The sequence below is a fragment of the Quatrionicoccus australiensis genome, assembly GCF_020510425.1.
GTDB classification, from domain to species: Bacteria; Pseudomonadota; Gammaproteobacteria; order Burkholderiales; family Rhodocyclaceae; genus Azonexus; species Azonexus australiensis_A.
On record NZ_JAHBAH010000001.1, the window covers coordinates 741,191 to 765,860 of the forward strand.

The following is a 24,670-nucleotide window of genomic DNA, read 5'->3' on the forward strand; positions in this document are numbered from 1 at the left end:
GCGGCGGCCATTCATATCGAATGCACTACGAAGCGCCTGCTCACGGGATTTGCATGACCCGCACCAAACCGGCAACATTAGAACGGTCGACCGTCAAAAAATACGAAAAACCAGACAGGACAACTTAGCCGAGCTGCTCTACCTGGGCATTGCGTCCTTCGCCGATACGAACCACCGAACCGATGGCGTCATCACCGGCACCATCCTCGCCTTTGCCCGGCGCGAGCAGCCCGAAACGCTTGAGCTGGGCGCGCAGGATGTTGCGCGAGATGCCGAGCAGGCGCGCCGTGCGCACCTGATTGTTGTCGCAATGCTCAAAGGCCAGGCGAACCAGGGTTTCTTCGACCTGCTCGAAAAGTGCCTCGCGGTTTTCCTCGAACATTTCCTGGAAGGCTCTGGAGAGCCGGCATTCGTTGTCATCATCCGCAGCAGAAGCTGGCCGCACGCCGGCCAGCACCGGTACCCGCTCGTTGAGGCGCAGATCGGCAGAGCGGATGACGTTTTCGCGGCAGACGATCAGCGCGTAATGAATGACGTTCTCCAGCTCGCGGATGTTGCCCGGCCAGATATAGGAAAGCAGTGCCTGGCGCGCATTCGAGGAAAACTCGATGGGACCGAGGTGGAGCTTGGCCCGGTAGCTGTCCACGAAGTGGCGGGCCAGCGGGATGATGTCGCCCGGCCGGTCGCGTAGCGGCGGCAGGTTGATCGTTGCAATATTCAGCCGGTAATAGAGATCGGCCCGGAAATGTCCGGCCTCGACGGCACTGACCAGGTCGACGTTGGTCGCGGCGACCAGGCGGACGTCGATGTCGATCGGCTTGCGCGAACCGAGGCGCACCACCTGGCGTTCCTGCAGCACACGCAGCAGCTTGACCTGCATGGCGAGCGGCAGGTCGCCGATTTCGTCGAGGAAAAGCGTGCCGTGCTGTGCCGCCTCGAACCAGCCGGCGCGCTGGCCCTGGGCACCGGTAAACGCACCGGCTTCGTGGCCGAACAGTTCGGCCTCGATCAGGGTTTCGCTGAAAGCACCGCAGTTGACCGCGACGAACGGGCCACTTCGGCCGCTCTGGTTATGCACGTGGCGGGCGATCAGTTCCTTGCCGGTCCCGGTGTCGCCGATGATCAGCACGGTCGCTTCGCTCGGCGCGATCAGTTCCGTCGTGTTCAGGATATCGAGCGACACCGGGTCGTTGAAAACCAGTGCCTTGGCACGGATGGACAACGGATGCGCCTGCGAATCCGGAAAGGTCAATACTTTGTTCATTTCGATTCCCCTTGGGCGACGCCCGATAAACGCGCCCACCCCTTTCTGTGAAAGGACATTCCCGACAGTTTCCGGCTTGCCACCGAAAATCCGTCCCTGCACTTTTTTCCCCTGCTGCTGTCCGGTCCGCCGCGTGGTTGTCTGCGGCGCGAACTCGGCGAAGCGGGGATCAGAGCTTGGCGATCGAAACCTCCGTCGATTTGACCAGGGCGAGCACATCGGTGCCGATCTGCAGATCGAGATCCTTGACCGAGCGGGTGGTGATTACCGAAGTGACGATGCCGAACGGCGTATCGACTTCGACTTCGGAAACGACGGGACCAAGGACGATGTCCTTGACGACGCCCTTGAACTGGTTACGTGCATTGATCAGCTGGATGGTCATGCTCTTCTTCCTTAATGACTGTTGGGATTCGATGAATCGCTGCCGCCCCCTTACCTTGCGCGAAACGGGCATTCAAGCCGGCATTGCGGCGGTTGGAGCGGCATGGCGTGAGCACAGGTTAAGAGCGATCGGCCCGGGCAACAAAGACAGTTTTCATATAAGCATTTTCGAGCGGCAATGACACCGACAAGAGATCGTCCAGGCACTGTTGCCAGCGCAGCAGCTCATCTTGAAATACTGTTGCCAGCGCAGCAGCCGAACACAAAAAGACGCCGGGACACACACCGGAGCCGCGCTCTCGTTATCAGAAAAGTTGCTGAATTTTCCGTGCCTTAGCAAAAATGCTTCTTAGCAAACCGGTTTCGGGCATGGCTCATGCTGCACCACAGCAACAGCAAACCGGCGCATCGCCTCAGCATTCACTGGCGATACACCGACACCCCATTCATCCAGAGACTCATTGCCCATGAAGCACGCATCAAGCTACGCAGAACAGCAACGCGACCCGCGCAAGCACCTGATCGGGATATCCACCGTCATCGTCTTTCACGTGGTCCTCGTCTACGCGCTGGCCAACGGCCTTGGCCGCAAGGTGATCGAGGTCATCAAGTCGCCGCTCGACGTCGCCATCATCGAAGAGATCAAGGCACCGCCACCGCCGCCTCCGCCGCCCAAGGTCGTGGCCGCACCACCCAAGAGCAGCGCCCCGCCACCACCGGCCTACGCGCCGCCACCGGACACCCCGGCGCCGAGCGCACCGGCCCCGGTGATCACGACCAGCAGCACGCCGACACCACCGGCACCGCCGCCCGCCCCGGCGGTCCCGGTCGCCCCGCCGGCCGTCAATGTGGCGGTGGCTTGCCCGAATTTCCGCAGCGTGACACCACAGATGCCGGCCCAGGCCGAACGCATGGGCCTGTCGGGTGACGTCGTGGTCGAGTTCACGGTCGCCGCCGACGGCAACATCAAGGATGTGGCGATCGCCCGTTCGAGCAACTCGGTATTCAACCCGGCCGCTGCCAAGGCCGTTTCCCAGTACCGCTGTGTTGGCCAGGGACGCGATGTCCGCGTCAAACAGATGATTTCTTTCCGCGTAGACAACTGAGTCGACCGGCAAACCTTCAATACCGCATTTTCAAATTCGTTTTCACAGGAGAAATATAAATGTCCCGCCTCATCAGAATCCGAGCCCTGGCTACCGCCCTGGTCATCGCCATCAGCGCCGTCGCTTCGCCCATCGCCATGGCCCAGCAAACCCAGCCGGTTGCCGAAAAGGCTGCAGCCCCGGCAGAAGGGACCACCAAGGAAACCGTCGACAACCCCTACGGTCTCGACGCCTTGTGGAAGGGCGGCGACGCCGTCGCCAAGGGCACGCTGGCCATCCTGGTCATCATGTCGGCCGGCAGCTGGTTCATCATCTTCACCAAGCTTTACGAACAGAGCAAACTGGCCCGCCAGAGCAAGAAAGCCAACGAAACCTTCTGGGCGGCCGGTGGTGTCGAACAGGCCATTGAATCGCTCGACACGAGCAGCGCCTTCCATTACATCGCCAAGTCCGGCGCCGAAGCCACCGCGCATCACCGCGGCCTGCTCGGTTATATCGACCTGAACGACTGGATCCAGCTTTCCATCCATCGCTCGATCGAAAACGTCCAGAGCCGTCTGCAGGATGGTCTCGCTTTCCTCGGTACGGTCGGTTCGACAGCACCGTTCGTTGGTCTGTTCGGTACGGTGTGGGGGATCTATCACGCCCTGACCGCAATCGGCATCGCCGGCCAGGCATCGATCGACAAAGTCGCCGGCCCGGTTGGCGAGTCGCTGATCATGACCGCGATCGGCCTCGCCGTGGCCGTCCCCGCCGTGCTCGGCTACAACTGGCTGGTGCGCCGCAACAAGGCCGCGCTCGAGGATGTCCGCACCTTCGGCAACGAACTGCATGCCGTGCTGCTTGGCGCCGCCGCCAGCCGCATCAGCGACAGCTCGCCGAAGGTGGTGCACACCATCCGCGCGATCTCGGTGTAATCAGCCATGGCAATGACCGTTGGCGCCACGGAAGAGGACGAAGTCCTCTCCGCCATCAACACGACCCCACTGGTCGACGTGATGCTGGTTTTGCTGATCATCTTCCTGATCACCATTCCCGTCGTCACCCACACCGTGCCGGTTGAACTGCCCAAGGAGCGCAACCAGCCGCGCGTCACCAAGCCGGAGAACATCAACATTTCGGTGGCGCGCGATGGTGGCGTGTATTGGAACGAAAAACGCGTCGCCGGCAATGACGAGTTGCTCAAGCAACTGAAGGGCATCGCCAGCGTCGAGCCGCAGCCGGAAGTCCAGATCCGCGGCGACGGCGGCGCGCCTTACGAGTTCGTCGGCAAGGTGGTTCTGGCATGTCAGCGCGCCGGGATTCTCAAGCTCGGTTTCATCACCGACCCGCCGCCGCTGCACTGACCGTTCATTTAGGAGAACACGCATGGCCATGAACGTTGGCTCGGGGAGCAGTTCGGGAGATCCCGACATCCTCGTCGATATCAATACCACGCCGCTGATCGATGTGCTGCTGGTGCTGCTGATCATGTTGATCATCACCATCCCGATCCAGCTGCACTCGGTGAACATGAACATGCCGGTCGGCAATCCGCCGCCGGCGACCAGCAAGCCCGACATCGTCAAGATCGACATCGCTTCGAGCGGTGCGGTTTCGTGGAACGGCGAGCAACTGGCCGATGCCGGAGCACTCGAAGGACACCTGGTCGTTGCGGCGGCACAGGCCGTCCAGCCCGAACTGCATGTCCGCCCGGATAAACGCGCCCCCTACCGCTATGTGGCAGGGGTCATGGCCTCGGTGCAGCGCAAGGGACTGACCAAGGTCGGTCTGGTCGGCGCCGAGCAATTCCTCTAGGCGCAAGCGACAGCACATCGATCCATTTTTCCGCGCAGACGCCAGGGCTGGCACCGCATCCGCAACGGTGCCAGCCCTGGCGTCCGCATGCACGGCACACACCAATCAACGACACGTCAGCCTGCTGGCGACCAGCAACACCTCATCCGATACGGAACCTGTTTCATGGGAATCAAAGAAAAACTTCGGGGCGGCTTCAGTCGCCGGACAAAAATCCTGGCCGTTTCGGCCACGCTCCTGCTCGCGGCCGGGGCCGGATATCTCGTTTTTGCACCGTCGACCGATCAGAAAGCCGATGAAGCGACCAATCCCGGGGGGCCGGCCGGCGGCCGGCGCGGTGATCGCCAGGGTCGTCCGGGCGGACCGGCGCGTAGCCAGCCGGTCAAGGCCACCGAAGCCAAAGCCGGCGAACTCGATGTGGTCGTTGCCGCGCTGGGCACGGCGACAGCCTCCAACACCGCCCTGGTCAAGGCACGGGTGGATGGCCCCATCGTCCGCATCAACTTCCGGGAAGGCCAGCAGGTCAAGGCCGGCGACGTGCTCGCCGAAATCGATCCACGCCCCTTCCAGATCCAGCTCGACCAGATCCGCGGCCAGGTGCAGAAGGACGAAGCCTTGCTCGCCGCCGCCCAGGTTGACCTGGAACGCTATCGCGGCCTGCTCGGCAAGGATTCGATCGCCAAGCAGCAGGTCGACACCCAGGAAGCGCTGGTTCGCCAGTACAAGGGCAGCGTCGAGACAGACAAGGCACAGGAGGCCAATGCCCGCCTCAACCTCGGTTTCACCCGCATCACGGCGCCCGCCGCCGGGCGTCTCGGCCTGCGCCAGGTCGATGTCGGCAATATCGTGCGCTCCTCCGACAGCACCGGCATCGCCGTGATCACCCAGACGCAGCCGATCAATGTCGTTTTTGCCATTCCAGCCGAACGCATCGGCAATATCGTCAGCCGCCTGCACAAGGGCGACAACCTGGTCGTCGAGGCCTGGGACCGCGACAACCGGACCCTGCTCGGCACCGGAAAATTGCGCAGCATCGACAACCAGATCGACGTCAGTACCGGCACCGTCAAGCTCAAGGCCGAATTTGCCAACCAGGACGACAGCCTGTTCCCCAACCAGTTCGTCAATGCCCGCCTCAAGGTGGAAACCCGGCACGACGCAATCCTGCTCCAGTCGGCTGCTGTGCAGCGCAATCCGCAGGGCACCTACGTCTATGTGATCAACAAGGAACAACAGGTCGAATCGCGCCCGGTCCGTCTTGGCCCGAGCAATGGCAACCAGGTAGCGATCGAGGAAGGTCTCGCCGCCGGCGAGCGTGTTGTGCTCGATGGCGCCGACCGCCTGCAGGCCGACAGCAAGGTCGAAGTGCTGAGCGTCGATGGCAAGGCGCAGAACGGCGAAACGCCGGCCACCGGCGAAGGCAAGCGACCGCGCCGCAGCGAGGGCGAAGGCAAGCGCGGTGATGGCGAAGGGCGCCGTGGCAACGGTGAAAAACGCCAGCAAAGCTCGGTTGCCGGCACTACCCACCTGGCCTCGCTCGAACTCGGCAACCGCATTTCGCTGCGCATCGGCCAGGCCTTTGGCGCATCCACCGGCAAGGTGGATCTGCGTCCATGAATCCGTCGCGTCTCTACATCCTCCGGCCGGTCGCCACCTCGCTGCTGATGGTGGCCATCCTGCTCGCCGGCCTGATCGGCTACCGGATGCTGCCAGTCTCGGCCCTGCCCGAGGTGGAATACCCGACCATCCAGGTGACGACGCTTTATCCCGGCGCCAGCCCGGAGGTCATGACCTCGTCGGTGACGGCGCCGCTCGAGCGCCAGCTCGGCCAGATCGCCGGCCTCAACCAGATGTCGTCCACCAGCTCCGGCGGCGCCTCGGTCGTCACCCTGCAGTTCTCGCTCGGTCTCGATCTCGACGTCGCGCAGCAGGAAGTACAGTCCGCGATCAATTCGGCGAGCGCCTTCCTGCCCAACGACCTGCCGATGCCGCCGGTGTTCAGCAAGGTCAACCCGGCCGACGCGCCGATTATCACCCTCGCCATCACGTCGACCGCCCTGCCCCTGCCCAAGGTCGAAGACCTGGTCGACACCCGCCTCGCCCAGCGCATCTCCCGCGTCGCCGGCGTCGGCCTGGTCAGCATCGGCGGCGGCCAGCGCCCGGCCGTGCGCATCCAGGCCAATCCGCAGGCACTGACCGCGAACGGCATCAATCTTGAGGAATTGCGCAGCATCATCGGCAACGCCAACGTGAACATGGCCAAGGGCAGCTTCGACGGCCCGCTGCGCGCCTCGACGCTGGATGCCAACGACCAGTTGCGCTCGGCCGCCGAATACCGCGACCTGGTCATCGCCTGGAAGAACGGCGCGCCGATCCGTCTCGGCGATGTCGCCGAACTGGTCGATGGCGCCGAGAACAACCGCCTCGCCGCCTGGGCCGGCAAGGACCCGGCGATCATCCTGAACATCCAGCGCCAGCCCGGCGCCAATGTCATCGAAACCGTAGACCGCATCAAGCAATTGCTGCCCCAGTTGCAGGAGTCGCTGCCGGCCAACGTCAGCCTGCAATTGCTGACCGACCGCACGGTAACCATCCGCGCCTCGGTACACGACGTCAGGATCGAACTTTTGCTGTCGATCGGCCTCGTCGTGCTGGTCATCTTCCTGTTCCTGCGCAATGTCCCGGCGACCATCATCCCCAGCGTCGCTGTACCGCTCTCGCTGGTCGGCACCTTCGGCGTCATGTACCTGGCCGGCTTTTCGATCAACAACCTGACCCTGATGGCGCTGACCATCGCCACCGGCTTCGTCGTCGACGACGCGATCGTGATGATCGAGAACGTCGCCCGCTACGTCGAGGAAGGCGATACGCCCATGGAAGCTGCCCTCAAGGGCTCGGCGCAGATCGGCTTCACCATCATCTCGCTGACCTTCTCGCTGATCGCCGTGCTGATTCCACTACTCTTCATGGGTGATGTGGTCGGCCGCCTGTTTCGCGAATTCGCCATCACGCTGGCCGTTTCCATCCTGATCTCGGCCGTTGTTTCGCTGACCCTGACGCCGATGATGTGCGCCCGCCTGCTGCATCACGTGCCCGACGAAAAGCAGGGCTGGTTCTACCATGCCGCCGGCGCCGCCATTGACCGCATCATCGCGCGCTACGCCGTCGCGCTGCGCTGGGTATTGCAGCGCCAGGGCCTGACCCTGATCGTTGCTGTCGGCACGCTGGTGCTGACCGTCGTGCTCTACATCCTGATCCCGAAAGGCTTTTTCCCGGTGCAGGACACCGGCCTGATCCAGGGCGTCACCGAGGCCACCCAGAACATCTCCTTCGCTGCCATGCGCGAACGCCAGCAGGCTGTGGTCGAGGCACTCGCCGAAGATCCCGCGGTAGACAGCATTTCCTCGATCATCGGCGTCGACGGCATCAACGCGACGCTGAACAGCGGCCGCCTGCTGATCAACCTGAAACCGCATGAACAACGGGCCGAGAGCGCCTCCGCCATCATCCGCCGCCTGCAGGCGCGGACGACCGGCCTCGAAGGCATCACGCTGTTCATGCAGCCGGTACAGGACCTGACCATCGAGAGCCGCCTGAGCCGGACGCAGTATCAGTTCAGCCTGGAAGGCGCCGATTCCGAGCAGCTCGGTGTCTGGGTGCATCGCCTGCAGGAACGCCTGGCGCAACTGCCGCAACTGGCCGATGTCGCCAACGACTGGCAGGACCAAGGCCGCCAGGCCTATGTCGAGATCGACCGTGACAACGCCGGCCGGCTCGGCGTGACCACGGCGGCGATCGACAACGTGCTCTACAACGCCTTCGGTCAACGCCTGGTTTCGACCATTTTTACCCAGGCCAACCTGTATCGCGTCGTGCTCGAGGTCAAGCCGGAGTTCCAGCGTGGCCTCGATGCGATCGGCAATCTCTACGTCGTCGCCGCCAACGGCGCGCAGATTCCGCTCTCCGCAGTGGCGCGCATCAGCGAACGGCCGACCCTGCTTGCCGTGAACCACATCGGCCAGTTCCCGGCCGCGACCTTCTCCTTCAACCTGGCGCCCGGCGTCGCGCTCGGCGATGCCGTCAAGGCGATCCGCGCCGCGCAGGACGAAGCCGCACTACCGGCCAGCCTCGGCATTCGCTTCCAGGGCGCGGCGCAGGCCTTCCAGGCCTCGCTCGACAGCACGGTCTGGCTGATCATCGCCGCCATCGTCACCATGTACATCGTGCTCGGTGTGCTCTACGAGAGCTACATCCACCCGGTGACCATCCTGTCCACGCTTCCCTCGGCCGGGGTCGGTGCGCTGCTCGCCCTCATCCTGTGCCGCAGCGACCTCGGCATCGTCGGCATCATCGGGATCATCCTGCTGATCGGCATCGTCAAGAAAAACGCCATCATGATGATTGACTTCGCGCTCGAAGCGGAGCGCGAACAGGGCAAGACGCCGGACGAAGCGATTTACGAAGCCTGCCTGCTGCGTTTCCGGCCCATCCTGATGACGACGCTGGCCGCCCTACTCGGCGCGCTGCCGCTGATGCTCGGCACCGGCGTCGGCTCCGAGCTGCGCCAGCCGCTCGGCATCACCATGGTTGGCGGGCTGATCGTTTCGCAGGTGCTGACGCTGTTTACGACCCCGGTCATCTACCTCGCCTTCGACCGCCTGGCGCGCCGTATCGCCGCCGTGCGCCCGCCGGCAGGTGGCCTGAGGTGACGCCGCGATGAGTTTTGCCGCCACCTTCATCAAGCGCCCGGTCGCCACCACGCTGCTCACGCTGGGCATCACCCTGCTCGGCATTGCAGCCTACTTCCAGCTGCCGGCCGCTGCGCTGCCGCAAGTCGAGTACCCGGTCATCTCGGTGCGTGCCAGCCTGCCCGGCGCCAGCCCGGAAACCATGGCGTCCAGCGTCGCGACACCGCTCGAACGCGCCCTCGGCAGCATCGCCGGAATCAACGAGATCACCTCGAACAACTCGCTGGGCAGCACCGACATCAACCTGCAGTTCGATCTCAACCGCAACATCAACGACGCGGCGCGCGATGTCCAGGCGGCAATCAACGCCGCCCGCGCCCAGCTGCCGAGCGGCATGACCGGCAACCCGTCGGTGCGCAAGGCCAACTCCAGCGACGGGCCGGTGGTGATCCTGTCGCTGACCTCGAACACCCTGTCGCGCGCCCAAATGTACGACGCCGCGGTCACCATCCTCGGCCAGAAGCTGTCGCAGATCGAAGGCGTCGGCCAGATCAACGTCGGCGGCAGCGCCCTGCCCGCCGTGCGCATCGAACTCAACCCGCAGGCCCTGTCGCGCAGCGGCATCAGCCCGGAAGACGTGCGGACGGCGGTCGTCGCCACCAACGTCAACCGGCCCAAGGGCGTGATCGAGGACGGCGAGCAAAGCTGGCAGATCACCGCCAACGACCAGGCAAAAAAGGCCGAGGACTACGGGCCGCTGATCGTTGCCTGGAAGAGCGGCGCCGCACTGCGCCTCGCCGACGTCGCCGAGGTTCAGGACGGCGCCCAGGACTTGCGCAACGCCGCGCTGACCAACGGCAAACCCTCGGTCATCCTGCAGATCCAGCGCCAGCCCGGCGCCAACATCATCGCCACCGTGGACAAGGTACGCGCCCGCCTGCCCGAACTGCAGGCAGCGATTCCGGCCGAGATCAAGCTCGAGATCGTGCAGGATCGCAGCGTGACCATCCGCGCCTCGTTGCGCGATGTCGGTTTCAGCCTGTTCACCTCGGTCTGCCTGGTCGTCATGGTCGTCATGCTTTTCCTGCGCGACCGCCGCGCCGCGCTGATTCCGGCCGTGGCCGTTCCGGTCTCGCTGATCGGCACGCTGGCCGTGATGCACCTGGCCGGCTTCAGCCTGAATAATCTCTCGCTGATGGCGTTGACCGTAGCGACCGGCTTTGTCGTCGATGATGCGGTGGTCGTGCTGGAAAACGTCAGCCGCCACATCGAGCGCGGCATGACGCCGATGCAGGCGGCGATCCACGGCTTTCGCGAAGTCAGCTCGACCATCGTCTCGATGACGGTATCGCTGATCGCGGCCTTCATTCCCATCCTCTTCATGGGTGGCATCGTCGGTCGCCTGTTCCGCGAATTCGCGGTGACGCTGGCCGCGGCCATCGTGCTTTCGCTGTTCGTCTCGCTGCTGACCACGCCGGTGATGTGCTCACGCCTGCTGCGCCCGGCTGACAGCTACCGCAGCGGACGCCTGGCGCAACTCGCCGAGCGCGGCGTCGGGCTGCTCCTCGCCGGCTACCGGCGCAGCCTGGGCTGGACGCTCGATCATGGCCGCATCACGCTCTGCGTACTGTTGGCCGTGATCGGTCTCAATGTCTATCTCTACGGTATCGTGCCCAAAGGCTTTTTCCCGCAGCAGGATACCGGCCGTCTGGTCGGCTTCATCCGCGCCGACCAGAGCAGCTCCTTCCAGTCGATGCAGGAAAAGCTCGCCGATTTCGTCGATATCGTGCGGCGCGACCCGGCCATTGCCAATGTCGCCGGCTCGACCGGCGGCGGCAGCGGCGGTCCCGGTGGCGGCGGACGTAATTCGGCACAGATGTTCGTGACCCTGAAGCCGCTCGCCGAGCGCGACGCCAGCGCCGAGCAAATCATCGAGCGCCTGCGCCGGCAGACCTCGCATGTTGCCGGTGCCCGCCTGTTCCTGATCTCGGCGCAGGAAATCCGCATCGGCGCCCGTTCGAGCAGCGCCAGCTACCAATACACGCTGCTTACCGACAATCTGGCCGAATTGCGCGCCTGGGAGCCGAAAATCCGCAAGGCCTTGTCAGCCCTGCCCGAGCTTGTCGATATCGATACCGACAACGAAGACAAGGGCGTGCAGACCTCGCTGGTCGTCGACCGCGACGCTGCGGCCCGGCTCGGCCTGACCCAGCGCGCCATCGACACCGCGCTCAACGACTATTTCGGACAGCGCCTGGTATCGACCATCTACAACCCGCTCAACCAGTACCGGGTCGTCATGGAAGCCGCACCGCGTTACTGGCAGAGCCCGGAATCGCTCTCCGAAATCGTGTTGACCGCACCCGGCGGCAAGGAAATCCCGCTGTCGGCGATCGCCAGCTGGGGACCGACCTTCGCGCCGCTCTCGGTCAGCCACCAGAGCCAGTTCGTCGCCTCAACGATCAGTTTCTCGCTGCCGCCCGGCGTTTCGCTCGGCGACGCGACGCTGGCGATCAACGACGCGATGGCGCGGCTCGGCGTGCCGACTTCGCTGTATGGCAGTTTCGAAGGCTCGGCCAAGGCATTTCAGGCCTCGATGGGCAGTCAACCGCTACTCATCCTCGGCGCCATCATCGCTGTCTATCTCGTACTCGGAATTCTTTACGAAAGCCTGGTTCATCCGCTGACCATCCTGTCCACGCTGCCCTCGGCCGGCGTCGGTGCCCTGCTTGGTCTGCTCGCTTTCAAGAGCGAGTTCACGGTGATCGCGATGATCGGCGTCATCCTGCTGGTCGGCATCGTCAAGAAAAACGCCATCATGATGATCGACTTCGCACTGCAGGCCGAACGGGACGGTGACCTGACGCCGCGCGAGGCCATCTTCCAGGCCTGCTTACTGCGTTTCCGACCGATCATGATGACGACGCTGGCTGCCATCTTCGGCGCCATTCCGCTCGCGCTGGGCAGCGGCGACGGCGCCGAACTGCGCCAGCCGCTCGGCATCTCCATCGTCGGCGGCCTGATCGTCAGCCAGCTGCTCACCCTGTATACGACCCCGGTCGTCTATCTTTACCTCGACCGCCTGCGCCTCGCCGTCAAGGCCTGGAAAACCCGTCGCCACCCAGCCGCGGAAGCGGCCTGAAACAAATGATCAAAAACATGCAACTGCGTCCCCTTTCCCTGGCCTGCCTGGCAGCCCTTTCCCTGCTCGGCGGCTGCGCCCTTGGCCCGGACTTCCAGCGTCCGGAAATCAGCGTTCCCGCCGAGTTCCGCGCCGCCCGGGGCTGGAAGGCAGCCGAACCACAGGATCAGGCGGCGCCCGCGGCCTGGTGGGAAATTTATGGCGACCCCGTTCTCAACGACCTGGTTGCCCAGGTTGCCAGCGCCAACCAGAACGTCGCCGCCGCCGAAGCCCAGTACCGCCAGGCGCAAGGCCTGCTCTCCGGCTCGCGCGCCGCCTGGTTTCCCAACCTGGGCAGCAGCGTGACAGCGACACGCAGCCAGGGCAGCACCACCGGGAGCACGGTCAACAACACCAGTCCGGCCAAAAACACCGACCGCCTGTCACTGAGCTCCAGCTGGGAACTCGACCTGTGGGGCCGGATCAGCCGCCAGGTCGAGAGCAGCGAACGCTCGGCCCAGGCCAGCGCTGCCGATCTTGCCGCCGCACGGCTCAGCGCCCAGGCGACGCTGGCCCAGAGCTACCTGCAACTGCGCATCAACGACGCGCAGCAGCGCCTGCTCGCCAAGACCCTGAGCGCCTACCGCCGTTCGCACGAAATCACCCGCAACCGCTACGAGGCCGGCGTCGCCAGCCAGGCCGATGTCGCCCAGGCCGAAACGCAGTTGAAGACGACCGAGGCGCAGGCGATCGATCTCGGCATCCAGCGCGCCCAGCTTGAACACGCAATTGCCGTGCTGATCGGTCAACCGCCTGCAACGGTGCAAATTGCCCCGGTTGATGCCGTGCCCAGCCTGCCGGCGATCCCGGCAAGCCTGCCCTCGGCCCTGCTCGAACGCCGCCCCGACGTTGCCGCGGCAGAACGCCGGGTGGCCGCCGCCAATGCCCAGATCGGCGTCGCCCAGGCGGCCTTTTTCCCGACCCTGACGCTGTCGGCGAGCGGTGGTTACGTCAATGACAATTTTGCCGACATCATCAGCACGCCCCACCGTTTCTGGTCGCTCGGCCCGGCCCTCGCGCTCAGCCTGTTCGATGCCGGCGCCCGCTCGGCAGTCAAGGAACAGGCTGTCGCCGGCTATGACAAGAGCGTCGCCAGTTACCGCCAGACGGTGCTGACCGCATTCGGCGAAGTCGAAGACAACCTTACCGCCCTGCGCATTCTCGACCGGGAAAAGGATGTCCAGCGGGCGGCCACCGTCGCTGCCAACCAGTTCCAGACCCTGACCAACAACCAGTACCTGGCCGGCACGGTGAGCTACCTCAATGTCGCGACCGCGCAGGCGGCGGCCCTGAACGCCGAGCGCAGCAGCCTCGACCTGCTCAACCGCCAGCTCACGGCGAGCGTCGCGCTGATCAAGGCGCTGGGTGGCAACGACTGGCGACAGTGAAATGCCCGGCAAGCACCTGCCCGAGGTCCTGAAACCCCACATTCTCCCTTTCGACTGGGACGTCCGCCGGGTCTGGATGCTGGAAGCCGCAACGCACCGGATCAAGTGCAGCGAATTCGCCTATCTGCTGGAACTGCCGCTATGGTCCTCTTGTGCCGGCCAGGGCATGTTGTTCGACACCTGCCCCGGCGATGTCATTCGCGATCGGGCCCTGTCGCCCTATCAGACCAGACGACTGGAGGAAGTCGATCTGATGTATCCGGTCGATGTTCTTCTCCTCGACAACAGGCGCTGGATACTCGACGGTGTACATCGGATCGCCAGGCATTTTCAGCTCAAGCATCCGGAAATCCCGGTTCGCTTCCACGATTTCCGGGTTGTGCCGGACATCCTCGTGAAGCAATGAGCATCGCCCGCACGCGATGCGGGCTACTTTCTTTTCAGCTTCGGCGGATCGATCCGGGTCAGCGAAATGATCGGATATTTCTGGCCGTACACCACAACGCTGTCGAATGTTTCGAGGGTGCCGGACGGGCCGGTGGCAAAAAGCAGGCCCTTCGAGTGGGCCAGGTAGTAGGCAGGACCGACCAGCCTGGCGCGATACCACTGCCCTTGGCGGTCCTGGAGCAGAAGATTGGCATCATCCTCAACCACCCAGTCGCGAATACCGCCGCGATTGACGAAGGGAATCGATGCCTGCGCAGCCTTGGGCTCGGCAGGCGAGTCGGCAAAAACAGTTGAAGTAGCCAGGGCAACGATGCCAAGAGCAAGCAGAACAGAGCGCAAATGTCGCGTCATGGGTTTCTCGGACGCAATACGGTCAACGACTAAAATGGGGTAAAAATCGGCAAGGGGGAAGGCTTCTCCCCCTTGCATCGATTGGCTTCAGTCCGCCGCGAAGCAGTAGAACAGGCCTGCACCGCCGCTGCTCTTGAGCTTTTCCTGGCTGCAGCCGCGGCTGGCGTGCGCCGAATTCCAGGAGGTATTGCCACCGCCGGTACGGTCAAAGTGACCGACCTGCACCGAACCGTCTTCAGCGCTGCTCGTGTAGTTCTTGCAGGTGTGGTCGGCAGCATCGGCAAAGGCGCGGCCGTCCGGCTGCGAACCGGTCAGGATGTCGTGTTCGTTGGGCGTGTCGCCTGCACCCTTGACCGGCTGATTCTTCTCGGTCAAGGCGGTGGTCCGGCTCAGATTGTTGCCAAGACGGGCGCCTTCAACGGTATCGCCATGCAGATGCGCGACATCCTTGGCGACGGCGGCACCGCGCACGTTGTACCAGGGGCCGTTGCCAATCCGGTCGCGCGCATTGACGGCCGGTTTGCCGTCTGCCGCCGGGGTACTCAGGTAGGCGCGCCAGACCTGCTTCGGCGAACCGGCCGCTTTGGCGAGCTCGGCACAGTGCGCATCGGCACCGGCCAGACCGCCGAGATCGGCCCCCTTGCCCAGTCCGCTGCTGGTCACGAAAAAGCTCAAGGGCTGGGCCGGCGCGGCCGCCTGTTGCTGCGCGAAGGCAAGGCTGCTGGCGAGCAGACAGCCGGCGAGGACGAACGAACTTTTCTTCATCTGGATTTTTCCCTGTTTATTGATCTGAAGCCCGAATCCGCGGCAGAGCGGGAAATCGGGGCGCAAGGGATCAGCAGCTTTCGTACCACGCCGTCACCAGGACAAAACTCAACGGAAACAAATGGATAGGCGCAGCCTGACCGGACCGCGCTGTTGCCGGAGAAACAGTTTGGCCGGCAACTGCTGCAAACGCAGCAGATCAGCACGCAAAGTCGCCCGCAGGCGGGTTTTGCACCTGAGAAAAAAGCCTTAACAATCATCGGATTGTGACACCCGCAGGCAGTGCGCTGCGGGGTGGCATGTTCGCTGCTGCTGATGCCTGATTTATCTCCGCGAAACCAATGAGCAAATACACCCTGACCATCAATGGCGAAACACGCAGCGTCGATGTCGCCCCGGATACTCCGCTGCTCTGGGTCTTGCGCGACACGCTCGGTCTGGTCGGCACCAAATTCGGCTGCGGTGCAGGCCATTGCGGCGCCTGTACCGTGCATCTCAACGACGTGCCGGCACGGGCCTGCATGACGCCGGTGTCGACGGTCGGCCGCAAGCGGATCACCACCATCGAGGGGCTCGACCCGAAGGGCCAGCACCCGCTGCAGCAAGCTTGGCAAGAACTCGACGTGCCACAGTGCGGCTACTGCCAGGCCGGCCAGATCATGACGGCCGCTGCCCTGCTCAAGGAAAACCCGAATCCCAGCGACGAGGACATTGACAACGCGCTAGCCGGCAACCTCTGTCGCTGTGGCACCTACCTGCGCATCCGCGAGGGCATCCACCAGGCTGCCGCACTGGCCGGCAAGAAAGGGAAGAAATGAACGCGCCCGTCCTGAACAATCCTGGCCGACGCAAGTTCCTGCGTAATTCGGCGATCGGCAGCGGCCTGGTTTTGGGCTTTTATTTGCAGTCGACCGCCAGCGCCCTCGGCCAGGTCGCCAAACCGGCCAGCACGCCGGGGACCGACTTCGTTCCCAATGCTTTCATCCGCATCGCGCCGGACGGCACGGTGACGCTGATTTCCAAGCAGCCCGAGATCGGCCAGGGCATCAAGACCTCGCTGCCCGCGGTGATTGCCGAGGAGCTCGAAGTCCGCTGGCAGGATGTACGCATCGTCCAGGGCGACCTCAATCCCGCCTACGGCCGGCAAAGCGCCGGTGGCTCGACCTCGACGCCGACCAATTACGAGGAATTCCATCGCCTTGGCGCCACGGCGCGGACCATGCTGGTCGAAGCGGCGGCCGCAACCTGGGGCGTGCCGAGCAGCGAATGCTACGCCGCCGACAGCGCGGTCCATCACCGGTCGAGCAAGCGCAAGCTGGGCTATGGCCATCTTGCCGCCCGGGCCGCCACGCTGCCCGTACCGCCGGCCAGCGCCGTCGTGCTCAAGGATCCCAAGGATTTCAAGCTGCTCGGCAAACGCATCAGCGGCGTGGACAACCCGGCCGTACTGACCGGCAAGCCGCTGTTCGGCATCGATGTACAGTTGCCCGGCCTGCTTTACGCCGTCTATGAGAAAAGCCCGGTCTTCGGCGGCAAGGTGATCCGCGCCAATCTCGACGCGATCAAGGCCCTGCCCGGCGTGCGCGACGCCTTCGTGATCGAGGGCACAGCCAACCTCAACGGCCTGCTGCCCGGCGTCGCCATCGTCGCCGAATCGACCTGGGCCGCCTTCAGCGCCCGCAAGCAGTTGCGTGTCGAATGGGACGAAGGCAAGGTCGCCAGTGAAAACTGGGCCGGCTTCGTCGCCCGCGCCAACGAACTCGCCCGCCAGCCGGGTGCCAGCGTCCAGCGCCAGGACGGCGACGTGGCCAAGGCCCTGGCCGGCGCGGCAAAAACCGTCGAAGCCGCCTACAGCTACCCGTTCATTTCGCACACCAGCATCGAGCCGCAAAACTGCACGGCGCATTTCAAGGATGGCGGCGTCGAGATCTGGGCGCCAACCCAGAACCCGAACAGCGCCCAGGATGCGGTGGTGCGCGACTTCGGCCTGGCCAAGGACAAGATCGTCATCCACATCACGCGCAGTGGCGGCGGCTTCGGTCGCCGGCTGTCGTCGGATTATGTCGTCGAAGCGGTGGCCATCGCCCAGAAGGTTGGTGCCCCGGTCAAGCTGACCTGGTCGCGTGAAGATGACCTGCGCCACGACCACTTCCGCCCCGGCGGCTTCCATTTTCTGCGCGGCGGCGTCGATGCCGCCGGCAAGCTGGTCGCCTGGCACAATCATTTTGTTACCTTTGCCAACAACGGCAAGACTGGCAGCGGCGGTAGCCTCTCCGGTGACGAGTTTCCCGGTCGCTGGGTGGAAAACTGCCGGCTCGAACAGACCGCCATCGACTGCGGCGTGCCGATGGGGCCGTGGCGGGCGCCGGGCAGTTGCGTCTTCGCCTGGGTCTTCCACAGTTTCATAGACGAACTGGCGCACGCCGCCGGCCGCGATCCACTTGAATTTCGCCTCGAACTGCTCGGCAATCGCGACGAAGTACCGGGCAGCAACGGCGGCCAGGCCTACAACGTCTCGCGCATGCGCAACGTGCTCAGGGCGGTGGCCGATAAATCCGGCTGGGGCAAGAAGCTGCCGCGCGGCCGCGGCCAGGGCATCGCCTTCCATTTCAGCCATCGCGGCTATATCGCCGAAGTGGCCGAGGTCACGGTCAAGAAAACGGGCGAATTGAAGGTCGACCGTGTCACCGTCGTCTCCGACATCGGCGCCCAGATCGTCAACCTGAGCGGCGCCGAAAACCAGGTTCAGGGCTCGGTCGTCGACGGGCTGGGCACATTGATGTTCCAGGAGCTCGACATCGAGCGCGGCCGCATTGTGCAAAGCAACTTCAACGAATACCCGATGATCCGCATCCCGGACGCGCCAACCAAAATTGACGTGCATTTCCTGAAGACCAATTACCCGGTCACCGGCCTCGGCGAACCGGCCCTGCCACCACTCGCGCCGGCCGTCTGCAACGCCATCTTCGCCGCCACCGGCAAGCGCGTCCGGCAGTTCCCGCTGGCGCGCAGCGACCTGCGCTGGAGTTAAGAGCATGGACAGCCTCGATCAGCAGGTATTGTCGGCCGCCCGACGCTGGGCCGGCGAAGGCTATCGCTTCGCACTGGTCACCGTCGCCAGGACCTGGGGCTCGTCGCCACGCCCGCCCGGGGCACGGCTCGCCCTGCGCGAGGATGGACTGGTCCAGGGTTCGGTTTCCGGCGGCTGCATCGAGGATGACCTGATCGACCGCATGCGCACCGGCCGTCTGGGCGGTGAACGTGCCGACGAGAAGCCTTTTTCCCTGATTTACGGCGTCGACCGTGCAGATGCCCTGCGCTACGGTCTGCCCTGCGGCGGCAGCCTGGAACTGGTCATCGAGCCGGCCCCCGAGCTCAGTCTGCTCAGTGACCTCGCCGAACGTCTGAAAGCCGGCCAGCTGGCACAGCGTCGCATCGACCTGGCCTCCGGCCAGGTGCGCATCGACAGCGGCCAAGGTCATGCCGGCGTGAGCTGGGACGGCCAGACCCTGATCACCCAGCACGGCCCGCGCTGGCGCCTGCTGATCATCGGCGCCGGCCAGGTTTCCCGCTTCCTGGCACCGATCGCCCTGGCCCTCGATTACCAGGTCAGCATTTGCGACCCGCGCCTCGAATACAGCAGCGAATGGGACATTCCCGATGCACCGTGGGTGCCTGGCATGCCTGACGATGTCGTGCTCGACATGCAGCCTGATCCGCACACCGCCATCGTCGCCTTGACCCACGACCCGAAACTGGATGACATGGCCCTGCTTGAAGCGCTCAAATCGCCGGCCTTCTACATCGGAGCTCTGGGCTCCCAAACCAACAATGCCCGCCGACGCGAACGCCTGCGCCAGCATTTCGAGCTCACTGAAGAGGAAGTCCAGCGTCTGCATGGCCCGGTCGGCCTGAGCATCGGCAGCAGGACGCCACCGGAAATCGCCGTCGCCATCGCCGCCGAACTGGTCGCCGTCCGGCACGCCGATAAAGCCGCCGGCGCACCGACCAGCACGGCCAACGCCTGCGCCCGGGCCTGACACATGACCAGCCGCGGACTCGTCGGCATCCTGCTGGCCGGCGGCCTGAGCCGCCGTTTCGGCAGCGACAAGCTGCTGCATCCGCTGCCCGACGGCACGCCGATCGCCGTGGCGGCCGCCCGCAATCTGAAACAGTCGGGCCTGCACTGCATTTCGGTACTGCGCCCGGAGCAGCAAGCGCTAAGCCAATTGCTGCAAGGCGAAGGATTCGGCATTCACTACGACCACACGGCCGAACAGGGCATGGGCCACAGCCTGGCCGCCGCTGTTCGTGCCACACCGGCGGCCAGCGGCTGGCTAGTCGCCCTCGCCGACATGCCTTTCATCACACCAACCACCATTTCGCTGCTCACCTACGCCCTGCGCGGCGGCGCCAGCCTGGCCGCGCCTTTTTACAACGGTCGACGCGGCCATCCGGTCGGTTTTGCCCGGCCGTGGTTTGCGCGACTCAGCAGTTTGCAGGGCGACGCCGGCGCGCGCGAACTACTCTCCGGCCATGCCGACCTGATGCTGCATGTACCCTGCAACGATCCCGGCATTCTGGTCGATATCGATACCCCGCAAGGCCTTGCTTCCGGATCAATGGCACCCAACGCCGACCGGATGCCGGCTGTTGCTGCAGCAGCACTTTGCAGAAAGCGATGCCCGAAACTCAGCAACGACGCCGGCGCCAAGTGAGGCAAAGGCGAGGAAAAAGGGCAAAAAGCAGCGTTTACCGGATGAAATCCCGCGCTTTCCGCCCGGATTCAGGCGTCGACCGCTGCCAGGCTGCCCAATCGTCTTTGGCACGATAGTTGCCATCCTTACCCCGAGGCAGCTCGCCGGCCGGCCCTGACCAGGCCGAGCAGCAGGGCGCCCGCATCCTTTTTCATTCGCATTACTCAAACCCGAAAGAACTACCCGTGAAAAAACTCAAACTGCTTTTCGCCGTGGCCATCGGCCTGGTTGCGACCGTCGCCTTTGCCCAGCAACAAAAGCCTTACGTGGCGCCGCCTTGGGAATACAAGACCAAGCAACTGAAACGCGCCGAAATCGATGCGCTGCTCGCCAAGCCAGAGCAGGTCGTGGTCATCGACGTGCGCCGCCCGGACGAGCTGATCGCGCGTGGCCAGTTCCCGGTCTTCCTCAGCATCCAGATCAAGGATGTCGAAAAGTATCTGGCCTACATTCCCAAGGATCGCGCCATCGTCACCGTCTCGAACCGCGCCCATCGTGCCGGTGCTGCCGGTGACCTGCTGACCGCCAAGGGCTTCAAGGTGGCCGGTGCCGCCGGTTCGCTCGATTATGAAGACGAAGGCGGCACGGTGCTGCGCATCACCCCGCCGCCGCCCCGCAATCCGCAGTAACTAAACAAGGCCCCGGAGCGAGTCCGCACGACCGACTTTGGGGCCAAGCCCCTCCCCAAGAGAAGCCGGCCGACACCGCCGGTCGAGAAGGTGATCGCATGCCCGCCCTTGAACAAGCCTTTACCCGGGCTTCGCCCCGCCTGTCACCGAGAGAGATATCGCTCCTCAGCCATGGCATCCGCCTTGGCGTCCTGATTTTTGCCGTTCTGGCGGTGTCGACCGCCTTTTTCCTGCACGACCTCATGCGCTGGTCGAGCGGCATCACGCTACTTGCCTACGATGCCGCATTGCTGCTCTTCGTGCTGTGGAAAACCCTCCCGCTCTGGCGCGCCGCCACGCCAGCCGAGCCTCCCGTTGCCGCCAGACCCAGCCTGGGCGTGATCATTGCCGCCCACAACGAGGTCGCGGTAATCGAACGCACCCTGCAGTCATTGCTCACCCAGACCGTCGTACCCGACGAGATCCTGATTGCCGATGACGGCTCGACAGATGGCACGGCCGCGCTACTGATCCGACGTTTTTCCTTTGTTGCCCCAGCCCCCGGCGGCGATTCTGCCTGGATCAGCCAGAGCACGCCGGGCCTGCGCTGGCTGCGCCTGCCGCACGGCGGCAAGGCGCGGGCGCTGAACAATGCCTTGCCGCTGCTGCGCAGCGAACTGGTGGTCACGGTCGATGCCGACACCCGGCTTGCCAACGACGCGCTGGACGAGATGCAGCAGGCCTTTGGCCGTAATCGCTCACTGGTGGCGGCAACGGGCGTTCTTACGCCATGCTGCGACGACAGTCCAGGTGGGCGCCTGCTGCAATGGTTCCAGACCTGCGAATACATCCGCAACTTCATGTCGCGCTATGCCTGGATGCGCGCCAACAGCCTGCTGTTGATCTCCGGCGCCTTTGCCGGATTTCGCCGAGAAGCGCTGCTCACGGTCGGCGGCTTCGATGCGCAATGCCTGGTCGAGGACTATGAAGTGATTCATCGCCTGCACCGACACGCCATCGAACACGGACACGACTGGCAGGTCAGCGTGGTCGGCAGTGCCTGCGCCAGAACCTCAGCACCGTCTTCGCTGCGCGATTTCCTGCGCCAGCGCCAGCGCTGGTTCGCCGGTTTCCTGCAGACCCAGCACTGGAACCGCGACATGATCGGCAATCGCCGCTTTGGCAAGCTCGGCACGCTGATGCTGCCGGTCAAGAGCGTGGACACAATCCAGCCATTCTTCGGCCTGACTGCGGCGCTGACCCTGCTCGGTCTTGTCCTCCACAGCGAGCTGTCCTTGCTCGGTTTATTGTTGGGCATCATTTCCGGCAAGATCGTCATCGATATCGTCTGTCAGGTCTGGATTATTCACCTCTACCGGCGGTTGACCGGCGGGCGAGCCCAGATCAGCCTGCCACTGGCGATTCTTGCCATCCTACTTGAGCCCTTCTCCTTTCAGCTCCTGCGTCAGTTCGCTGCCGTACTCGGCTGGTATCGCTTCCTGAGCGGTCGCCAGCACTGGGGCAGGCAGGCACGCCATGCCCTCGCCTGAAAGCCCCGTCATGCCCAACCCATTGCGGAACATCCCGATGAAAAAAAAATTCTGCTGCTTGCTGCTTGCAGCCCTCTCGTCCTCGGCTTTCGCCCTTGAACTGACGCCGCTGCCACAGCAGCCACGCGCCGCTCTGATCGCCTCGGAACTGCTCTCGCGCTATCACTACAAGACCACCCGGCTCGACGACGCACTTTCCGCACAGATTTTCGAGCGTTACCTGAAAGCACTCGATGGTGAAAAGCATTTCTTCGACCAGACCGATGTCGACCGTCTGGCACCACTGCGTACGCGGCTCGACGATGCCATCCTGAACGAGAACCTGGCCCCCGCCTTCGGCATCTTCAACCTCTATGCCCAGCGCGTCGTCGAGCGCTATACCTATGCCCGCAACCTGCTCAAGGACGGCTTTGATTTCAGTCAGCAGGAAAGCCTGCTGGTCTCGCGCGAAAAGGCGGCCTGGCCCGCCTCCGAGGCCGAGCTCAACGACCTCTGGCGCAAGCGCGTCAAGAATGACTGGTTGCGCCTGAAACTGGCCGGCAAGGACGACAAGGGCATCGTCGAAACCCTGGACAAGCGCTACGACGCCTCGATCCGCCGGATCGGCCGTCTCAAGAGCGAGGACGCCTTCCAGATCTTCATGAATGCCTACACCACGGCAATCGAGCCGCACACCAACTACCTCGGCCCGAGTGCGACCGAGAACTTCGATATTTCGATGCGGCTATCGCTGGTCGGCATCGGTGCCGTGCTGCAGGAGCGCGAGGAATACACCACCATCCGCGAGCTGATGGCCGGCAGCCCGGCCGCCAACTCAGGCCAGCTCAAGGTTGGCGACCGCATCGTCGGCGTCGCCCAGGGCGAAGGCACGCCGATCATCGACGTAACCGGCTGGCGCCTCGACGATACCGTGCGCCTGATTCGCGGCGAAGCCGACAGCGTCGTCGTGCTCGACATCCTGCCGGCCGATGCCGGTGCCGCCGAAAAGCACAAGCTGGTACCGCTGGTACGCAAGAAGATCAGCCTGGAAGAGCAGGCGGCAAAGAAATCGATCATTCCGGTCAGCGAGGCTGGCATCACCCGGCGCATCGGCGTCATTGCTCTGCCCTCTTTCTATCAGGACTTCACAGCCAGGCAACAAGGCGAACGCGATTTCAAGAGCGCCACGCGCGATGTCGAACGCATCCTCAATGAACTGAAGAAGGAAAAGGTCGATAGTGTGCTGATCGACCTGCGTGGCAACGGTGGTGGCTCGCTGGTCGAGGCGATCGAACTGACCGGCTTGTTCATCGACAAGGGACCGGTCGTGCAGCAACGCAACGCCAGCGGCCAGATCACCGTGGAAAGCGACAGCAAGGCCGGCGTCGCCTGGGACGGTCCGCTCGGCGTCCTGATCAATCGCGAATCGGCTTCCGCCTCGGAAATCTTCGCGGCGGCAATCCAGGATTACGGACGCGGCCTGATCATTGGCGAACCCAGCTATGGCAAGGGCACCGTGCAGACGATGATCGACATTGACCGGATTACGCGGCATGAGCGCCCGCTTTACGGCGAACTGAAAATGACGGTCGCCCAGTTTTTCCGCATCGATGGCGGTACCACCCAATTGAAAGGCGTGACGCCGGATATCGCTTTCCCGCTGGCTACGGACGAAGACAACCGGGGCGAGTCTGCCTTCGACAACGCCCTGCCCTGGACCAAAATCAGCACCGCCAGCTATGTCCCCCTTGGTGACCACAAGGACAAGCTGAGCACCCTGCGCGCCCGACATGCGGCACGCATCAAACAGGACAAGGAGTTCGTCGCCTTGCAGGAAGACATCGCGGAAATCACGCGACTGCGCAAGGAAAACGTGATTTCGCTGAACGAAGCCGAGCGGCGAAAATTGCGTGATGAACAAGAAGCGCTGACAACACGTCGCGAGATGCGCGATGCGGCTGGAAAGGCGAATGGCAGGGACAAGCGACCAGGCTTCCGCGACGATGGCCTGCAATCCGAGGAGCGTCCGCTGCACAGCGAACTGGCCGAAGCCGCCGAGCACAAGAATGCGCCAGACCCGTTGCTGAATGAAGCAGCTCACATTCTTGGCGATGAAGTCGGACTGCTAAAACCGGGCGCCCGCCTGGCGGCGAAAACAGGGGCAAGAGCCCAGCTGGCACGCTAGCAAACGGCAAAGCATGCAGCAGGCAACATGACCTGCTGCATGCCGGACAGCAAATGTCCCCAGCGCAGCACTCCGGAAATACCGGGCTAGCGGAAGCCTTCCGGAAATTTAAAAATAAACAACTAAAAACAATGCACTAGAAGCACCTTCCGGACCCGATGACCCAGTCTGGCCTTTGGTATGGATATTGCGCCTTGAATAACTCCAAAGTTCTTCCCAG

General features: G+C 63.8%; 20 protein-coding genes. 16 read left to right on the top strand and 4 right to left on the bottom strand.

The features are described 5' to 3' along the window. Positions 1–124: 124 nt before the first annotated feature. Both KIG99_RS03705 and KIG99_RS03710 read right to left on the bottom strand, forming a co-directional pair. Positions 125–1,264 (bottom strand): sigma-54 interaction domain-containing protein, encoded by a 1,140-nt coding sequence (locus KIG99_RS03705; protein WP_226458912.1) that lies wholly within the window; start codon positions 1,262–1,264, stop codon positions 125–127. A gap of 169 nt (positions 1,265–1,433) precedes the next feature. Next, positions 1,434–1,649, bottom strand: a complete 216-nt coding sequence (locus tag KIG99_RS03710; RefSeq protein ID WP_226458913.1) for a TOBE domain-containing protein — start codon at positions 1,647–1,649, stop codon at positions 1,434–1,436. Positions 1,650–2,115: 466 nt separating this feature from the next. Between KIG99_RS03710 and KIG99_RS03715 the strand changes: the two genes are divergently transcribed. From KIG99_RS03715 to KIG99_RS03755, 9 genes are all read left to right on the top strand, one after another. Then, positions 2,116–2,754, top strand: a complete 639-nt coding sequence (locus KIG99_RS03715) for an energy transducer TonB (RefSeq protein WP_226458914.1) — start codon at positions 2,116–2,118, stop codon at positions 2,752–2,754. 59 nt (positions 2,755–2,813) lie between these two features. Further along, positions 2,814–3,671 carry a MotA/TolQ/ExbB proton channel family protein gene (locus KIG99_RS03720; RefSeq protein ID WP_226458915.1) on the top strand — a complete coding sequence of 286 codons (858 nt, stop codon included), beginning with the start codon at positions 2,814–2,816 and terminating at the stop codon, positions 3,669–3,671. A gap of 6 nt (positions 3,672–3,677) precedes the next feature. After that, on the top strand, positions 3,678–4,100 hold the full coding sequence (locus KIG99_RS03725) for an ExbD/TolR family protein (protein ID WP_226458916.1): 423 nt from the start codon (positions 3,678–3,680) through the stop codon (positions 4,098–4,100). 22 nt (positions 4,101–4,122) lie between these two features. Next, on the top strand, positions 4,123–4,551 hold the full coding sequence (locus tag KIG99_RS03730) for an ExbD/TolR family protein (protein WP_226458917.1): 429 nt from the start codon (positions 4,123–4,125) through the stop codon (positions 4,549–4,551). A gap of 165 nt (positions 4,552–4,716) precedes the next feature. Further along, on the top strand, positions 4,717–6,168 hold the full coding sequence (locus KIG99_RS03735) for an MdtA/MuxA family multidrug efflux RND transporter periplasmic adaptor subunit (RefSeq protein WP_226458918.1): 1,452 nt from the start codon (positions 4,717–4,719) through the stop codon (positions 6,166–6,168). Next, positions 6,165–9,260 carry an MdtB/MuxB family multidrug efflux RND transporter permease subunit gene (locus tag KIG99_RS03740; protein WP_226458919.1) on the top strand — a complete coding sequence of 1,032 codons (3,096 nt, stop codon included), beginning with the start codon at positions 6,165–6,167 and terminating at the stop codon, positions 9,258–9,260. The genes KIG99_RS03735 and KIG99_RS03740 overlap by 4 nt, the downstream gene beginning before the upstream one ends. A gap of 7 nt (positions 9,261–9,267) precedes the next feature. Next, entirely contained in the window at positions 9,268–12,381 is a 3,114-nt protein-coding gene (locus tag KIG99_RS03745; RefSeq protein ID WP_226458920.1) for a multidrug efflux RND transporter permease subunit, read from the top strand. A gap of 17 nt (positions 12,382–12,398) precedes the next feature. Next, positions 12,399–13,808 (top strand): efflux transporter outer membrane subunit, encoded by a 1,410-nt coding sequence (locus KIG99_RS03750; RefSeq protein WP_226458921.1) that lies wholly within the window; start codon positions 12,399–12,401, stop codon positions 13,806–13,808. Between the two features lies 1 nt (position 13,809). Further along, on the top strand, positions 13,810–14,214 hold the full coding sequence (locus KIG99_RS03755; protein ID WP_226458922.1) for a hypothetical protein: 405 nt from the start codon (positions 13,810–13,812) through the stop codon (positions 14,212–14,214). Positions 14,215–14,237: 23 nt separating this feature from the next. Here KIG99_RS03755 and KIG99_RS03760 read toward each other — a convergent pair whose 3' ends face one another. Next, positions 14,238–14,606 carry a DUF6491 family protein gene (locus tag KIG99_RS03760; protein WP_226458923.1) on the bottom strand — a complete coding sequence of 123 codons (369 nt, stop codon included), beginning with the start codon at positions 14,604–14,606 and terminating at the stop codon, positions 14,238–14,240. 87 nt (positions 14,607–14,693) lie between these two features. After that, positions 14,694–15,371, bottom strand: coding sequence for a lectin (locus tag KIG99_RS03765; protein ID WP_226458924.1), 678 nt, complete (start codon positions 15,369–15,371; stop codon positions 14,694–14,696). A 341-nt stretch (positions 15,372–15,712) separates the two neighbouring features. Here KIG99_RS03765 and KIG99_RS03770 point away from each other — a divergent pair, with 341 nt between their 5' ends. The 7 genes from KIG99_RS03770 (at position 15,713) to KIG99_RS03800 (ending at position 24,450) form a co-directional block, all read left to right on the top strand. Then, positions 15,713–16,189, top strand: coding sequence for a (2Fe-2S)-binding protein (locus KIG99_RS03770; RefSeq protein ID WP_226458925.1), 477 nt, complete (start codon positions 15,713–15,715; stop codon positions 16,187–16,189). Then, complete coding sequence (locus KIG99_RS03775) at positions 16,186–18,402, top strand: xanthine dehydrogenase family protein molybdopterin-binding subunit (RefSeq protein ID WP_226458926.1); 2,217 nt, start codon at positions 16,186–16,188, stop codon at positions 18,400–18,402. The genes KIG99_RS03770 and KIG99_RS03775 overlap by 4 nt, the downstream gene beginning before the upstream one ends. Positions 18,403–18,406: 4 nt before the next feature. Beyond that, on the top strand, positions 18,407–19,411 hold the full coding sequence (locus KIG99_RS03780) for an XdhC family protein (protein ID WP_226458927.1): 1,005 nt from the start codon (positions 18,407–18,409) through the stop codon (positions 19,409–19,411). 3 nt (positions 19,412–19,414) lie between these two features. Then, entirely contained in the window at positions 19,415–20,089 is a 675-nt protein-coding gene (locus KIG99_RS03785) for a nucleotidyltransferase family protein (protein WP_226458928.1), read from the top strand. Positions 20,090–20,313: 224 nt separating this feature from the next. Continuing rightward, positions 20,314–20,757, top strand: a complete 444-nt coding sequence (locus KIG99_RS03790) for a rhodanese-like domain-containing protein (protein ID WP_226458929.1) — start codon at positions 20,314–20,316, stop codon at positions 20,755–20,757. Between the two features lie 98 nt (positions 20,758–20,855). Further along, positions 20,856–22,286: a glycosyltransferase family 2 protein gene (locus KIG99_RS03795; RefSeq protein ID WP_226458930.1), complete on the top strand. Its 1,431-nt coding sequence runs from the start codon at positions 20,856–20,858 to the stop codon at positions 22,284–22,286. Positions 22,287–22,323: 37 nt separating this feature from the next. Continuing rightward, entirely contained in the window at positions 22,324–24,450 is a 2,127-nt protein-coding gene (locus tag KIG99_RS03800) for a carboxy terminal-processing peptidase (RefSeq protein ID WP_226458931.1), read from the top strand. The last annotated feature ends 220 nt before the right edge of the window (positions 24,451–24,670 follow it).

Excerpts from the sequence above, each read along its gene's own strand:
- KIG99_RS03710 (WP_226458913.1), bottom strand. The coding sequence starts at position 1,649 with ATGACCATCCAGCTGATCAATGCACGTAACCAGTTCAAGGGCGTCGTC.
- KIG99_RS03760 (WP_226458923.1), bottom strand. The coding sequence starts at position 14,606 with ATGACGCGACATTTGCGCTCTGTTCTGCTTGCTCTTGGCATCGTTGCC.
- KIG99_RS03800 (WP_226458931.1), top strand. The coding sequence starts at position 22,324 with ATGAAAAAAAAATTCTGCTGCTTGCTGCTTGCAGCCCTCTCGTCCTCG.
- KIG99_RS03730 (WP_226458917.1), top strand. The coding sequence starts at position 4,123 with ATGGCCATGAACGTTGGCTCGGGGAGCAGTTCGGGAGATCCCGACATC.
- KIG99_RS03735 (WP_226458918.1), top strand. The coding sequence starts at position 4,717 with ATGGGAATCAAAGAAAAACTTCGGGGCGGCTTCAGTCGCCGGACAAAA.
- KIG99_RS03795 (WP_226458930.1), top strand. The coding sequence starts at position 20,856 with ATGCCCGCCCTTGAACAAGCCTTTACCCGGGCTTCGCCCCGCCTGTCA.
- KIG99_RS03775 (WP_226458926.1), top strand. The coding sequence starts at position 16,186 with ATGAACGCGCCCGTCCTGAACAATCCTGGCCGACGCAAGTTCCTGCGT.
- KIG99_RS03725 (WP_226458916.1), top strand. The coding sequence starts at position 3,678 with ATGGCAATGACCGTTGGCGCCACGGAAGAGGACGAAGTCCTCTCCGCC.
- KIG99_RS03755 (WP_226458922.1), top strand. The coding sequence starts at position 13,810 with ATGCCCGGCAAGCACCTGCCCGAGGTCCTGAAACCCCACATTCTCCCT.
- KIG99_RS03750 (WP_226458921.1), top strand. The coding sequence starts at position 12,399 with ATGCAACTGCGTCCCCTTTCCCTGGCCTGCCTGGCAGCCCTTTCCCTG.
- KIG99_RS03770 (WP_226458925.1), top strand. The coding sequence starts at position 15,713 with ATGAGCAAATACACCCTGACCATCAATGGCGAAACACGCAGCGTCGAT.
- KIG99_RS03715 (WP_226458914.1), top strand. The coding sequence starts at position 2,116 with ATGAAGCACGCATCAAGCTACGCAGAACAGCAACGCGACCCGCGCAAG.
- KIG99_RS03745 (WP_226458920.1), top strand. The coding sequence starts at position 9,268 with ATGAGTTTTGCCGCCACCTTCATCAAGCGCCCGGTCGCCACCACGCTG.
- KIG99_RS03705 (WP_226458912.1), bottom strand. The coding sequence starts at position 1,264 with ATGAACAAAGTATTGACCTTTCCGGATTCGCAGGCGCATCCGTTGTCC.
- KIG99_RS03765 (WP_226458924.1), bottom strand. The coding sequence starts at position 15,371 with ATGAAGAAAAGTTCGTTCGTCCTCGCCGGCTGTCTGCTCGCCAGCAGC.
- KIG99_RS03780 (WP_226458927.1), top strand. The coding sequence starts at position 18,407 with ATGGACAGCCTCGATCAGCAGGTATTGTCGGCCGCCCGACGCTGGGCC.
- KIG99_RS03720 (WP_226458915.1), top strand. The coding sequence starts at position 2,814 with ATGTCCCGCCTCATCAGAATCCGAGCCCTGGCTACCGCCCTGGTCATC.
- KIG99_RS03740 (WP_226458919.1), top strand. The coding sequence starts at position 6,165 with ATGAATCCGTCGCGTCTCTACATCCTCCGGCCGGTCGCCACCTCGCTG.
- KIG99_RS03785 (WP_226458928.1), top strand. The coding sequence starts at position 19,415 with ATGACCAGCCGCGGACTCGTCGGCATCCTGCTGGCCGGCGGCCTGAGC.